This is a genomic window from Mesorhizobium sp. M1A.F.Ca.IN.022.06.1.1 (assembly GCF_003952605.1).
Classification (GTDB): Bacteria; Pseudomonadota; Alphaproteobacteria; order Rhizobiales; family Rhizobiaceae; genus Mesorhizobium.
On sequence record NZ_CP034455.1, the window covers coordinates 5,331,604 to 5,345,759 of the forward strand.

Sequence of the window (14,156 nt, forward strand, 5' to 3'; positions counted from 1 at the left end):
AAATCACCTCGAAAAAGCCGCTCGCAAAGAAGCGTGAAAAGATCAGGGGAACGGATATGACCAAAGTCATCAAGAACGGCACCATCGTCACGGCCGACCGCACGTGGAAAGCCGACGTGCTGATGCAGCACGGCAAGATCATCGCCATCGGCTCGAACCTGCATGGCGATCACGAGTTCGACGCCACTGGCTGCTATGTCATGCCGGGCGGCATCGATCCGCACACCCATCTCGAAATGCCCTTCATGGGCACCTATTCGGCCGACGATTTCGAATCCGGCACGCGCGCGGCGCTTTCGGGCGGCACGACCATGGTCGTCGATTTCTGCCTGCCGGCGCCGCAGCAGTCGCTGCTGGAGGCGCTGCAGATGTGGGACAACAAGACCTCGAAAGCTGCCTGCGACTATTCCTTCCACATGGCGATCACCTGGTGGGGCAAGCAGGTCTTCGACGAGATGGCGACCGTCGTCGACAGGGGCATCACCTCGTTCAAGCACTTCATGGCCTACAAGGGCGCGCTGATGGTCGACGACGACGAGATGTATTCCTCGTTCCAGCGCTGCGCCGATCTCGGCGCGCTGCCGCTGGTCCATGCCGAAAATGGCGACGTGGTCGCGGCACTCTCGCAGAAGCTGCTTGCCGCCGGCAATAACGGCCCCGAGGGGCATGCCTATTCGCGTCCGCCCGAAGTGGAAGGCGAGGCGACAAACCGCGCCATCATGATCGCCGACATGGCGGGCGTGCCGCTCTATGTCGTGCACGTCTCCTGCGAGCAGAGCCATGAAGCCATCCGCCGGGCACGCCAGAAGGGCATGCGCGTCTATGGCGAGCCGCTGATCCAGCACCTGACGCTCGACGAGAGCGAATATTTCAACAAGGACTGGGACCATGCGGCGCGGCGCGTGATGAGCCCGCCTTTCCGCAGCAAGTGGCACCAGGATTCGCTGTGGGCGGGCCTGCAGGCCGGATCGCTGCAGGTGGTGGCGACAGACCACTGCTCCTTCACCACCAAGCAGAAGCGCAACGGCGTCGGCGACTTCACCAAGATCCCGAACGGCACCGGCGGCCTCGAGGATCGTTTGCCCGTGCTTTGGACGACCGGCGTCAACACCGGTCGGCTGACGATGAACGAGTTCGTCGCGGTGACCTCGACCAACATCGCCAAGATCCTCAACATGTATCCGAAGAAGGGCGCGATCGTCGAAGGCGCGGATGCCGACATCGTGGTCTGGGACCCGAAGCGCAAGAAGACGATCACGGCCAAGAACCAGCAGTCGGTGATCGACTACAACGTCTTTGAGGGTTTCGAGGTGACAGGGCTGCCGCGCTTCGTCTTTTCGCGCGGCGAACTGTCGATCGAAGAAGCGGACGTCAAGGCCAAGGTCGGGCACGGGGAGTTCGTGGCGCGCGAACCGAACGCCGCTGTCAACCGCGCGCTTTCGACCTGGAAGGAGATCAGCGCACCGCGCAAGGTGGAGCGCACGGGCATTCCGGCGACCGGAGTTTGAGCGTGCGCGCAACTCACCTTCTGACCGGGGCAGCCGTGCTGCTGGCCGCCGGCCAAGCTTTCGCCGCCGGCATCGATCTCTCCAAGCCCTGGGGCAACAAATCCGGCTGCATCAACAAGAACGGCCAGGAGGTCTATGCCGAGGATATGCTGCTGTTGACCAGCGAGGCGTTCGTCACGGTCGCCAGCGCCTGCACCTTTACCGACAAGAGACCCCAGGCGAATGGCTCCCTTGTGGTGACGGCGCAGTGCGAGGCGGAAGGCGAGGAGGGGCAGACGCCGGCCCAGTTCATCATCAAGCGCAGCGCCAAGAACGCCAAGAGACTGGTGATCGCCGACAAGGACGGCAACGCGATGGGAGAAGTCTCCCGGTGCAAATGACGGCGGTCCCGTCGACCTCAGGCAACCAACGCATCCAGTTCCGGCATCAGGACCACGCTTTCCTGCTCGTTGGGATCGGTGCGGGCGATGACCGCCGAAGAGGGCGCTCCGCTCAGATTGGCGGGCAGATGCGGCACGCCCGCCGGAATGTAGAACAGGTCGCCGGCCTTGACGACTTCGTGATGCTCGAGCCGGTCGCCATACCAGGTGTGGACCTCGCCGGAGAGCACATAGATCGCGGTCTCGTGGTTCTCATGCATATGCGCCTTGGCGCGGGCGCCGGGCGGCATGGTGAGAAGATGCATACAAATGCCGGAGGAGCCGACGGTTTCGGCGGCTATACCGGCGAAATAGCTCAAGCCTTGCTTGCCTTCATAGGTGCTTTCAGGGCGAATAAGATGGCACGTGGGTTTAGGCGACATCGGCAAGGCTCCGGGCGTCGATCAAGTGGGACTGGACGAGTGGAAAGCAAGGCAATCGTAAAATCAACCGGATTCCGGCCGGCGCGGCAGCGGCTGCGAAAGACAGGTTTCTGCCGATGAGCGGACAGTCGCCAGCCGTCGTTTCGGCAAGCAAGCTCGGCCTCACCTTCCAGACCAATGACGGTCCGGTGCAGGCGCTGTCCAATGTCGATCTCACCATCGGCAAGGGTGAGTTCGTCTCCTTCATCGGCCCCTCCGGCTGCGGCAAGACAACCTTGCTGCGCGTCATCGCCGATCTGGAGAAGCCGACCTCGGGAACGATCTCCGTCAATGGGATTTCGCCGGAGCAGGCGCGCGAGAAGCGGGCTTACGGCTATGTCTTCCAGGCGGCGGCGCTGTTTCCTTGGCGCACAATCGAGCGGAATGTGGCGCTGCCGCTGGAAATCATTGGCCTCAGCCAGGCCGAGCAGGCGGAACGCATCAAGCGAACCCTCGAACTCGTCAACCTCTCCGGCTTCGAGAAGAAGTATCCCTGGCAGCTGTCCGGCGGCATGCAGCAGCGCGCCTCGATCGCGCGCGCGCTCGCCTTCGACGCCGATTTGCTTTTGATGGACGAGCCGTTCGGCGCGCTCGACGAGATCGTGCGCGATCATCTGAACGAACAGCTTCTCGAACTCTGGGATTCGACCAACAAGACGATCTGCTTTGTCACTCACTCGATCCCCGAGGCGGTCTATCTGTCGACCCGCATCGTGGTGATGTCGCCGCGGCCGGGCCGCGTCACCGACGTGATCGAATCCACCTTGCCCAGGAAGCGGCCGCTCGACATCCGCGAGACGCCGGAATTCCTGGCGATCGCCGCGCGCGTGCGCGACGGGTTGAGGGCGGGGCACAGCTATGATGATTGAGGGTGCTTGCCAGCGGACGGACACCCGCTGCTTCGACATCCTGGGGCGGAGCAAGCGCGAAGCCGCGCGCGTGGCGGGAGCCGACCGCCGTGATTTCGTTATCCTAGGGTGGAGCGACGCGAAGCGGAGCGCAGACCCTAGGATCCATGCCGTGACGTCGACCGAAGGCCGTAAGCGGCTCAGAATACCCGACGAGCTGAGCGCGGCGCAGGGAGCCGCATTCTGCGCCACGGCGGAGCGTCGAGATAACGGCATGGATCCTAGGGTCTGCGCCGCGTCGCTTCGCTCCTTGCTCCGCCCTATGATGACGAAAACCGCGCAGCGCCGCGTGCTGCCGTTGCGCCGGGGGGAGGCCCGCTAAATGGACTCCTTCCGTTCCAAGATCATCCCGGTCACGTCAATCCTCGCCGGCGTGGTGGTGCTCTGGTATGTCTTCGCCGTCATCCTCAATGCGCCGTTCCAGCGCGATCTCGACGCCAGAGCCAACGAAACCCCCGGCACGGTCGAATTCATCGGCAAGACATTATCGCAGCCGAAGCCGACGCTGCCGGCGCCGCACCAGGTGGCGGTGAACTTCTTCGAGAACACCTTCCTGCGCGGCATCACCTCGAACCGCAGCCTTGTCTACAATGCCTGGGTGACGCTGTCCTCGACGCTGCTCGGCTTTGCTTTCGGTACGGCGCTCGGCATCGTGATCGCCGTCGGCATCGTGCATGTGACGACGCTCGACCGCAGCCTTATGCCGTGGATCATCGCCTCGCAGACCATTCCGATCCTGGCGGTGGCGCCGATGATCATCGTGGTGCTGGCGGCCATCGGCATCACCGGGCTGATCCCCAAGGCGCTGATCTCGACCTATCTGTCGTTCTTCCCGGTTGCGGTCGGCATGGTGAAGGGATTGCGCTCGCCCGAGCTCATGCATCTCGACCTGATGCACACCTATAATGCCAGCGCCTCGCAGACCTTCTGGAAAGTGCGCGTGCCGGCCTCGGTGCCGTTCCTGTTCACGTCGATGAAGGTGGCGGTGGCGGCGAGCCTGGTCGGCGCCATCGTCGGCGAATTGCCGACGGGTGCTGTCGCCGGAATCGGCGCCAAGCTGCTCTCGGGCGCCTATTACAGCCAGACGATCGACATCTGGTCGGCGCTGGTTGCGGGCTCGGTGGTTGCCGCGCTTCTGGTCATGGTGGTCGGCATCGCCGGCCGCCTGGTCGACCGCGCCATGGGTGGGAGGCCGGCATGACCTGGCTGAAACCATCCTGGCAAGCGGTGCTGGCGATCCTTCTTTGCGTCGTCGCCTTCGCGCTCGGAGCGATGTCGACACCGGAAGCGGCGGCGCTCGCCGAGCCTGCCGCGACGGTTGCCTACCCATATATGGGCACCAAAGGCCTCATCCTCGGATTGCTGCTGATCGCGGCGCTGGTTTCGACAGTGAGACTCGCGCCACTTGTCGAGGCGTTTGTCCTGTTCGTCGGCGCTCATGTCGCAGCGTGGCTTCTGGTCAAGGGCATCGGAGGCTTCGAGGGCACGGCACTGGCGCCGTACTTTCTGGTTCTCGCGGCCGCCTGGTTGCTTGCCTGGCGCTGCGTCGCCCTGTTGTCCTCGTTACGGCCTGCAGCCAGCGGGGCCAAAACGGCGCTACGGCTGATCATTCCGGCGATCTTCGGCGCCTGGATCCTGATCATCTGGGAAGCGGTGACGCGCGGCGCCGGCATTCCCTTCATCCTTTTGCCCCCGCCGAGCGCCATCGGTGCGCGCATCGCCAACTCGCTGCCGATCCTGGGATCGGACGTGCGGCAGACGATCTTCAAGGCGGTGCTGATCGGCTACATCGTCGGCAATCTCGCCGGCTTCGTCGTCGCTATTCTCGCCGACCGTGTGCCGTTCCTCAGGCGCGGGCTGCTGCCGATCGGCAACATGGTATCGGCGCTGCCGATCATCGGCGTCGCGCCGATCATGGTGATGTGGTTCGGCTTCGACTGGCCGTCCAAGGCGGCAGTCGTGATCATCATGACCTTCTTCCCGATGCTGGTGAACACCGTCGCGGGGCTTGCCGCCTCCGGCCACATGGAGCGCGATTTGATGCGCACTTATGCGTCGGGCTACTGGCCAACCTTGCTGAAGCTGCGGCTGCCGGCGGCAATGCCGTTCATCTTCAATGCGCTGAAGATCAACTCGACGCTGGCGCTGATCGGCGCCATCGTCGCGGAGTTCTTCGGCACGCCCGTGGTAGGCATGGGATTCCGCATTTCGACGGAAGTCGGGCGGATGAACATCGACATGGTCTGGGCCGAAATCGCAGTTGCAGCACTGGCGGGTTCGGTCTTTTATGGCGTGGTCGCTCTTGTCGAGAGAGCCGTCACGTTTTGGCATCCCTCTGTCCGTGGTGGATAGGGGCGGTGGGTTTGGGTGCTAACTTCAGAGGGTAAAAACATGAAAAGACTGGTAATTTCTGCTCTGGCCGGGGCGATGTCGCTGGCCGCTTTCCAAGCGATGGCGGCCGACAAGGTGACGCTGCAGCTGAAATGGGTCACGCAGGCCCAGTTCGCTGGCTACTACGTCGCCAAGGCCAAGGGCTTTTACGAGGCCGAAGGGCTCGACGTCGACATCAAGCCGGGCGGGCCGGATATCGCGCCCGAGCAGGTGATCGCCGGCGGCGGCGCCGATGTGATCGTCGACTGGATGGGCGGCGCGCTGGCCGCCCGTGAAAAAGGCGTGCCGCTGGTCAACATCGCCCAGCCGTTCAAGAAAGCCGGCATGGAACTGGTCTGCCCGAAGGACGGCCCGATCAAGACCGAAGCCGACTTCAAGGGCCACACCCTCGGCGTCTGGTTCTTCGGCAACGAGTACCCGTTCTATGCCTGGATGAATAAGCTCGGCCTCAAGACCGACGGCGGCAAGGACGGCGTCACCGTGCTGAAGCAGAGTTTTGACGTTCAGCCGCTGATCCAGAAGCAGGCGGACTGCATCTCGGTCATGACCTATAACGAGTACTGGCAGCTGATCGACGCCGGCTACAAGCCGGAGCAGCTCATCGTCTTCAACTATTCGGCCATGGGCAACGACCTGCTCGAGGACGGCCTCTACGCGCTGGAGAACAAGCTCAAGGATCCGGCCTTCGAGGACAAGATGGTGCGCTTCGTGCGCGCCTCGATGAAGGGCTGGAAATACGCCGTCGACAATTCGGATGAGGCGGCCGAGATCGTCATGGATAATGGCGGCCAGGACGAGAACCATCAGAAGCGCATGATGGGCGAAGTCGCCAAGCTGATCGACAATGCCGACGGCAAGCTCGATCCGGCCACCTATGAGCGCACCGCCAAGGCGCTGCTCGACCAGAAGATCATCGCCAAGGAGCCGTCGGGCGCCTACACGACCGCGATCACCGACAAGGCGATCAAGTAAGGTTGACCTCGCCAGTCGAGACTTAACGGGGGCGGGTGACCGCCCCTTTTGCTTGGCTGTGGTAAAATATCCGTGTGCAGGGATACAAGCGGCCTGCCAACCGTTGCAGTGGGGCATCCGCGCGCCGGGGGAGCCGCGGCGGGGCGGATGCGCGCCAGCCAAGGAGGTTCTCCAATGCGCATCCAATCATGGCCGATGCTTTCGGCCTTTGCTGTCTCGACTGCTTTGCTGCTCGCATCTCCGGCCTTGGCCGAAACTGTGAAGTACAATGCGACGCTCGACGGTAGCCAGCAGAGCCCGCCCGTCACCACCAAAGGCAAGGGAACCGCCACATTCACCTTCGACACCGCCAAGAAGAAGCTCAGCTGGAACGTCAAATATTCCGGCCTCAGCGGACCTGCGACGGCTGCTCACATTCACGGCCCGGCCGCGTCGGGTGAAAACGCACCTCCGGTGATCCCATTCAAGAAGCTCAAGAGCCCGATCAAGGGATCGGCGACGCTGACCGACGCGCAGGCAGCCGACCTCGAGGCCGGCAAGTACTACGTCAACGTCCACACCAAGGCGAATCCGGACGGCGAGATCCGCGGCCAGATCGAGAAAGCCGGCGGATCGATGTAGCGGAGTTTCCTCAGGCAACGAGGGGGCGACCGCCTCGTTCTGCCTGATCAGGACTTGTCGCGTATCTGTGTCAGCGTGCGGGTCGGCGTGATGGCTTCGGGATCGAGCCTGATCTCGACGATCGCCGGCTTGCCGCTGGCGCGTGCGCGTTCGAAGGCCGGCGCGAAGTCTTCGGTCTTTTCGACGGTCTCGCCATGGCCGCCATAGGCGCGGGCGAGGGCGGCGAAATCCGGGTTCTTGAGGTCGGTCGCCACGACGCGGCCCGGATATTCCCGCTCCTGATGCATGCGGATCGTGCCGTAAATGCCGTTGTTGACGACCACCACGATGATCGGCAGGTCGTATTGCACGGCGGTCGCGAACTCCTGCCCGTTCATCAGAAAACAGCCGTCGCCGGCAAACGCGATGACCTCGCGATCCGGGTATAGGGCCTTGGCCGCGACCGCGGCCGGCGTGCCGTAGCCCATCGAGCCGGAAGTCGGCGCCGCCTGCGTGGCGAAGCGGCGGAAGCGGTGGAAGCGATGTACCCAGGTGGCGTAGTTGCCGGCGCCGTTGGTGAGGATGGCGTCTTCCGGCAGCGCCTTTTCCAGATAGGTCATGATCGGCCCCATCTGCACAGCGCCGGGGCCGGTCTGAGGCGGCGTCGACCATTCGAGATAGGCGGCATGCAGCTTTGCCGTCTCCGCCGCCCAACCGGGCGCGGCCGGACCTTTGCGTCTGGCGAAGGATCGCACGAAGGCGGCGGGGGAGGCGTTGATCGCCAGGGTCGGCCGATAGACGCGGCCAAGCTCGCCGGCGTCGGCGTGGACATGCACCAGCATCTGGTCCGGGTAAGGGCTTTTCAACAGCGTATAGTCCGAGGACGGCATCTCGCCCATGCGGCCGCCGATGAGCAGCACCAGGTCTGCCTGCTTGACCGTTGCCGCCAGCTTTGGATTGATGCCGATGCCGACATCGCCGGCATAGTTCGGATGCAAGTGGTCGAACAGCATCTGGCGGCGGAAGGAGCAGCCGACCGGCAGTGACCAGGCCTCTGCGATACGGGTGACGTCCTGAACCGCTTGAATATCCCAGCGCGTGCCGCCCAGGATGGCAATCGGCCGTTTGGCGGCATTGAGCAGGGCCTCAAGCCGGTCGAGTTCGGCTTCACCAGGGCTTGTTTCGACCAGCGTATGAGCCAGCGCCGTTGGGGCCTCGACCTCGCTGGTCAGCATGTCCTCGGGCAGCGAGATGACAACTGGGCCAGGGCGGCCTGACGTCGCCACCGCGAAGGCGCGGGTGACGAATTCCGGGATGCGTGAGGCATCCTCGATCTCGACCACCCATTTGGCGATGTCGCCGAAGAAGCTCTTGTAGTCGACCTCCTGAAAAGCCTCGCGCTCCTTGGCGTGACTGGCGACCTGGCCGATGAACAGGATCAGCGGCACCGAATCCTGCATGGCGATATGAATGCCGGCCGAAGCGTTGGTGGCGCCGGGGCCGCGCGTGACAAAGCATATGCCGGGCTTGCCGGTCAGGCGCCCCTGGCAGTCGGCCATCATCGCCGCTCCGCCTTCCTGACGGCAGACGATGGTGCGGATCGGCGAGTCATGCAGCGCGTCGAGCACTGCCAGATAGGATTCGCCTGGAACGCAGAAGATGCGGTCGGTGCCGTTCGCTTCGAGCGCCTCGACGATCAATTGTCCGCCGGTCTTCATTTTGCTGCTCTCTCCAGTTCGGCAAGGATTTCCTCAGTGTGCTCGCCGAGACGCGGCGAGGGGCGCTCATAGACGAGCGGCGTGCCGGACATCACCATCGGCGCACGTACCGTAGGCAGCAAATTGCCATGACCGTCGTCCAGGTCGAGCCGCATGCCGCGCGCGATCGTCTGCGGGTCGGCGAACATCTGGCCGATCGTGTTGATCGGGCTTGCCGGCACGCCGGCCGCCTCTAGCTTCGCCAGCAGCGGATCGCGATCCCACGTGCTCAGCGTCTCGATGATCTGTTCGCGCAGCTTTGCGCGATTGGCGACGCGCGCCGGATTGGTGGCGAAATCCGGATTGGCTGGCAGATCGGTGAGGCCGACCGCTGCGCAGAACTTGGTGAATTGTCCGTCATTGCCGACCGCGAGGATGATATGGCCGTCCTTGACCGGCAGCACCTCGTAAGGCGCGATGTTCATATGCGCGTTGCCCATCTGCACGGGCGACTTGCCCGAGACCAGATAGTTGAGGTTCTGGTTGCCGAGCGCCGAGATCTGGCTGTCGAAGAGCGCCATGTCGATATGCTGGCCTTCACCGGTCCTTTCTGCATGGCGAAGCGCCGCCTGGATGGCGATCACCGAATAAAGCCCAGTGAACAGGTCGGAGATGGCGACGCCCGCCTTCTGCGGCTCGCGGCCGACCTCGCCGGTGATCGACATCATGCCGGCCATCGCCTGGATGATGAAATCGTACCCAGCGCGGGGCGCGTAGGGCCCGTCCTGGCCAAAACCGGTGATTGAGCAATAGACGAGACGCGGGTTGATCCTCTTCAGGCTTTCATAGTCGAGCCCGTATTTCTTGAGACCGCCAAGCTTGAAGTTCTCGATCAGCACGTCGGCCGTGGCGACGAGGCGGCGGAGCGTGTCGGCGCCCTCGGGCTTGGAGAAATCGATGGCGACCGAGCGCTTGCCGCGATTGCAGGAATGATAGTACGCCGCCGAAAGGTTCTCGCCGTCATGGCTCATGACGAAGGGCGGGCCCCATTTGCGGGTGTCGTCGCCGCCGTGCGGGCTCTCCACCTTGATGACATCGGCGCCGAGATCGGCGAGCAGCTGCCCGGCCCAGGGGCCTGCCAGGATGCGGGCGAGTTCGATGACGCGGATGCCTTTCAGCGGGGGTTCAGCCATGGATCACCGTGAGTGGTCGAAAGCGCAGCGTCTACCAACAGAGGTCGCCCCTGTCACGACCCATGCAATGGGCCAATGCCGCTAGAGTTCAGCGTATGATCCGCCCAGGCGGCGAAATCATTCATGATGATGTCGCGGTTGACCTCGTTCAGGCTTTCGTGGCGGGTGTCGGCGTAAATCTTTGAAACCAGATTCGAAAAGCCCATTTTGTCCATCCGCCGGGCAAGGTGGTGAACCGCTTTGCCGTGGTCCGATGCCGGATCCTTCCCGCCGCCGATCAGATTGACGAAGAGGTCGCGGCGCACGCCGGCGAAGCTAGAATCCCTGCCGGCGTAGAGCGCCAGGTTGACCACATCGCGCCACATGGAGACCGAGGCATCCCAGCCGCAGAGCGGGTCAGCGATGTATTTGTCGACCTCGACCGGATCACGCGACAGCCAGTCGAACAAGGTCCGGTGATTGGGTACGGCCTTGCCCCAGGCCTGGAAGGTCAGCTTGGGCAGCAGCCGAGATGGCACGTCGGAGCCCAGCCGCATCCTTTCCCAGCCCAGGATGGCCAGGGCCAGCCGGCCGAGCAGGCCTTGCGAGAAATTGCCGTTCCAGATTGCGGCGGCATGGACGCGATCGGAATGGCGGAGCACGAAATTCAGCGCGATCGAGGCGCCGAGCGAGTGTCCAAAAGCGATGACCGGCAATCCCGGATGTTCAACGGCGATCAGATCATGCACCGCGCCGACATCGGCAATCACCTTGGCGATGCCGTCGGTATCGGCGAACCGGCCGAGCGGCGCATCGGGCGCCTTTGTCGCGCCATGGCCGCGATGGTCATGGGCGTAGACATGGAAGCCGCGCGCGCCGAGGAAGTCGGCAAAGCGGGCGTAACGCGCCGCATGCTCGGCCAAGCCGTGATTGATCTGGATGACGGCGCGCGGGGATAGTTGCGCATGTTTCACATAGAGGTTGAGGTCGGCCCCGGTCGGTGAGGCCAGCCTGGTCTGCTTGTCGAATGGCATGTCTCGCTCCCTTGGCGACTGATGGGCGAGGGCTTCGGCTGCGTCAAGAGTGCGAGATCCTTTCGAGCCTATGGAGTGCGCTTATCGCTCTCCTGGGGATTATTTTCGCGCGACGACAAAGATCGCAATTCTGACACGTCGCCTGTTCTAATGTGGCGAATCCGATACGGTTCGATGGTCGCCGGGAGAGCGGGAATGCGGGTTTGGGCAGTATGGGGTTCGGTTGTTCTGGCCCTGGTTGGCGCCGGCGCGGCTCAGGCCGATGTGAGGATGAGCGGCACCTTCGTGGCCGACAGCGCCTGTCCGGCAACGCAAGCCATCAGGAGCGGCAAGAACTCCGGCAACGTGTCTACCGAAGCGGGACAGACCTATCAGCTTCTGGCAGGCAACAAGGACGAGCCCACCCATTATCTCATCCAGGTTCCTGGCGCCGATCCGGAGCGACGCTGGGTGAAGATCGGCTGCGGTCATGTCACCGGCAGCAGCGCGTCCGCCACGCCCTCGCCGGCCGATCCGATGAAGCCGTCGCAACCTGGTTCCGGCAAGCCTGAATATGTGTTCGCGCTGAGCTGGCAGCCCGCATTCTGTGAGACCAAGGCCAACAAACCCGAATGCAAGGCGCAGAATCCCAACGAATTCGACGCTTCGCACTTCACGCTGCATGGGCTGTGGCCGCAGCCGAACGGCAATTTCTATTGCCAGGTGTCGGCGGCCGACAAGGCCAACGACAATCCCGCGCATTGGGGGGATTTGCCGCCCGTCGAACTCGACGTCAACACGCGCGCCGAGCTCGACCAGATGATGCCGGGCACGGCGTCCAAGCTGGAGCGCCATGAATGGATCAAGCACGGCACCTGCTACGGCAAGAGCCAGCAAGAGTATTTCTCCGACGCGCTCAATCTGATGCGCGCGGTGAACGCCTCGCCGGTGCGCGATCTTTTTGTCAAAAACATCGGCAAGCAGCTGACATCGGAGCAGATACGCAATGCCTTCGACCAGGCCTTCGGCAAGGGCGCCGGCGACCGCGTGCGCGTCTCCTGCCTTGTCGATCCGTCGAGCGGAAGGCGGTTGATCGGCGAGCTGACGCTCGGTCTCTCCGGTCCGATCGCCCCCGACAGCAAGCTCGCCAGCCTGCTGATCGCCTCGGCGCCGACGAGCAAGGCGGGCTGCCCGAAGGGCATGGTGGACGCGATAGGGTTTCAATAGGGCGCGTGCCAGGCCCGGATCTGGCCGCCGAACCGAGCATGATCGCCGGCTGGTGAAGATCGCGGCGTGCCGAAAGCGATTGCCGTTCGGCGCTTCATCGCCTACATAGCGCGCAACTCCACCCAATTCGACAGTTCAGTTTCAGGGAAAGCGCGCGTGGCTCGCCAGTTCATCTATCACATGTCAGGCCTGTCGAAGGCCTACGGCACCAAGAAGGTGCTCGATAACATCCACCTGTCCTTCTATCCGGACGCCAAGATCGGCATCCTCGGCCCCAACGGTTCGGGCAAGTCAACCATCCTGCGCATCATGGCCGGGCTCGACAAGGAGTTTCAGGGCGAGGCGTGGCTGGCCGAAGGCGCGACCGTGGGCTACCTCGCTCAGGAGCCGCAGCTCGACAACAGCAAGACCGTGCGTGAAAACGTCATGGACGGCGTCGCCAGGAAGACCGCCATCATCGAGCGCTATAACGAGCTGATGATGAACTATTCCGACGAGACGGCGGACGAGTCGGCCAAGCTGCAGGACGAGATGGACCGGCTGAACCTGTGGGATCTCGAGCAGCAGGTCGAGATGGCGATGGACGCCCTGCAGTGCCCGCCGGCCGATTCCGAAGTGACCAACCTCTCGGGCGGCGAGCGGCGCCGGGTGGCGCTCTGCCGGCTGCTTCTCGAGCAGCCCGACCTTTTGCTGCTCGACGAGCCGACCAACCATCTCGACGCCGAGACCACGCAATGGCTGGAAAAGCACCTGCGCGACTATCCGGGCTCGGTGCTGATCATCACACACGACCGCTACTTCCTCGACAACGTCACCGGCTGGATTCTCGAGCTCGACCGCGGCCGCGGCATTCCCTACGAGGGCAACTACACCAAATATCTGGATGCCAAGGCCAAGCGCCTGATCCAGGAAGGGCGCGAGGACGACGCCCGCCAGAAGGCGATCTGGCGCGAGCGCGAATGGATCCAATCCTCGCCGAAGGCGCGCCAGACCAAGTCCAAGGCGCGCATCAAGGCCTACGAGGAATTGGTCGAGCAGTCGCAGAACCGCAAGCCGACCGACACGCAGATCGTCATCCCGTCGAGCGAGCGCCTCGGCAATGTCGTCATCGAGGTCGAGGGCCTCAACAAGGGCTTTGCCGACGAGCTTTTGATCGAGGATCTGTCGTTCAAACTGCCGCCGGGCGGTATCGTCGGCGTCATCGGCCCGAACGGTGCCGGCAAGACGACGCTGTTCAGGATGATCACCGGCCAGGAAACACCGGATGCCGGCTCGATCCGCAAGGGCGAGACTGTGAAGCTCGGCTATGTCGACCAAAGCCGCGACGCGCTCGACCCGAACAAGACGGTTTGGGAAGAGATCTCGGGCGGCGCCGAGGTCATCAAGCTCGGCAAGCACGAGGTCAACAGCCGCGCTTACTGCTCGTCCTTCAACTTCCGCGGCGGCGACCAGCAGCAGAAGGTCGGCAATCTTTCCGGCGGCCAGCGCAACCGCGTGCATCTGGCCAAGATGCTGAAGGGCGGCGGCAATGTGCTGCTGCTCGACGAACCGACCAACGATCTCGACACCGAAACGCTGGGCGCGCTTGAAGATGCGCTCGAAGCCTATGCCGGTTGCGCGGTGATCATCAGCCACGACCGCATGTTCCTCGACCGCATGGCGACCCACATGCTCGCCTTCGAGGGCGACGCGCATGTCGAATGGTTCGAAGGCAACTTCGAGGAATATGAGAAGGACAAGCTGCGCCGCCTGGGCGCGGAGGCGGCAACCCCGCACCGCATGACGCACAAGCGGCTGACGCGGTAGCAAAGTCCATGAGCGGCGAAC

Annotated in this window: 13 protein-coding genes; 9 read left to right on the forward strand and 4 right to left on the reverse strand. The window is 63.5% G+C overall.

The annotated features are described in order from the left end of the window. The first annotated feature begins 56 nt into the window (after window positions 1-56). Together hydA and EJ078_RS25335 are read left to right on the forward strand one after the other, a co-directional pair. Entirely contained in the window at window positions 57-1,508 is a 1,452-nt protein-coding gene (hydA, locus tag EJ078_RS25330) for a dihydropyrimidinase (protein WP_067328963.1), read from the forward strand. Between the two features lie 2 nt (window positions 1,509-1,510). Continuing rightward, window positions 1,511-1,888 (forward strand): hypothetical protein, encoded by a 378-nt coding sequence (locus EJ078_RS25335; protein ID WP_067328965.1) that lies wholly within the window; start codon window positions 1,511-1,513, stop codon window positions 1,886-1,888. A gap of 17 nt (window positions 1,889-1,905) precedes the next feature. Here the strand turns inward: EJ078_RS25335 and EJ078_RS25340 are convergent, their stop codons facing one another. Then, a complete protein-coding gene (locus EJ078_RS25340; RefSeq protein WP_170950346.1) occupies window positions 1,906-2,316 on the reverse strand; it encodes a cupin domain-containing protein in 411 nt (136 codons plus the stop codon). 110 nt (window positions 2,317-2,426) lie between these two features. Here EJ078_RS25340 and EJ078_RS25345 point away from each other — a divergent pair, with 110 nt between their 5' ends. The 5 genes from EJ078_RS25345 to EJ078_RS25365 all read left to right on the forward strand — a co-directional run bounded on the left by EJ078_RS25345 (window position 2,427) and on the right by EJ078_RS25365 (window position 7,241). Continuing rightward, entirely contained in the window at window positions 2,427-3,218 is a 792-nt protein-coding gene (locus EJ078_RS25345) for an ABC transporter ATP-binding protein (RefSeq protein ID WP_066990627.1), read from the forward strand. Between the two features lie 361 nt (window positions 3,219-3,579). Further along, complete coding sequence (locus EJ078_RS25350) at window positions 3,580-4,458, forward strand: ABC transporter permease (protein WP_127216752.1); 879 nt, start codon at window positions 3,580-3,582, stop codon at window positions 4,456-4,458. After that, window positions 4,455-5,609 (forward strand): ABC transporter permease, encoded by a 1,155-nt coding sequence (locus EJ078_RS25355; protein ID WP_127216753.1) that lies wholly within the window; start codon window positions 4,455-4,457, stop codon window positions 5,607-5,609. Before EJ078_RS25350 ends, EJ078_RS25355 begins: the two co-directional genes overlap by 4 nt. A 39-nt stretch (window positions 5,610-5,648) precedes the next feature. After that, on the forward strand, window positions 5,649-6,620 hold the full coding sequence (locus EJ078_RS25360; protein WP_067328975.1) for an ABC transporter substrate-binding protein: 972 nt from the start codon (window positions 5,649-5,651) through the stop codon (window positions 6,618-6,620). A 174-nt stretch (window positions 6,621-6,794) separates the two neighbouring features. Continuing rightward, the gene (locus EJ078_RS25365; protein ID WP_066990644.1) at window positions 6,795-7,241 is read left to right on the forward strand and encodes a CHRD domain-containing protein; all 447 of its coding nucleotides are present in this window, start codon (window positions 6,795-6,797) and stop codon (window positions 7,239-7,241) included. Between the two features lie 47 nt (window positions 7,242-7,288). Here EJ078_RS25365 and EJ078_RS25370 read toward each other — a convergent pair whose 3' ends face one another. Genes EJ078_RS25370 through EJ078_RS25380 form a run of 3 tightly spaced genes read right to left on the reverse strand, consistent with a single transcriptional unit; the run spans window position 7,289 to window position 11,123 of the window. Further along, the gene (locus tag EJ078_RS25370) at window positions 7,289-8,938 is read right to left on the reverse strand and encodes a thiamine pyrophosphate-binding protein (RefSeq protein ID WP_127216754.1); all 1,650 of its coding nucleotides are present in this window, start codon (window positions 8,936-8,938) and stop codon (window positions 7,289-7,291) included. Beyond that, the gene (locus EJ078_RS25375) at window positions 8,935-10,110 is read right to left on the reverse strand and encodes a CaiB/BaiF CoA-transferase family protein (RefSeq protein WP_127216755.1); all 1,176 of its coding nucleotides are present in this window, start codon (window positions 10,108-10,110) and stop codon (window positions 8,935-8,937) included. The genes EJ078_RS25370 and EJ078_RS25375 overlap by 4 nt, the downstream gene beginning before the upstream one ends. 53 nt (window positions 10,111-10,163) lie before the next feature. Then, window positions 10,164-11,123 (reverse strand): alpha/beta hydrolase, encoded by a 960-nt coding sequence (locus EJ078_RS25380; RefSeq protein WP_127245812.1) that lies wholly within the window; start codon window positions 11,121-11,123, stop codon window positions 10,164-10,166. A gap of 195 nt (window positions 11,124-11,318) precedes the next feature. Here EJ078_RS25380 and EJ078_RS25385 point away from each other — a divergent pair, with 195 nt between their 5' ends. Continuing rightward, entirely contained in the window at window positions 11,319-12,329 is a 1,011-nt protein-coding gene (locus EJ078_RS25385) for a ribonuclease (RefSeq protein ID WP_127216252.1), read from the forward strand. A gap of 156 nt (window positions 12,330-12,485) precedes the next feature. Beyond that, a complete protein-coding gene (ettA, locus tag EJ078_RS25390; RefSeq protein ID WP_067328984.1) occupies window positions 12,486-14,135 on the forward strand; it encodes an energy-dependent translational throttle protein EttA in 1,650 nt (549 codons plus the stop codon). Window positions 14,136-14,156: the final 21 nt, after the last annotated feature.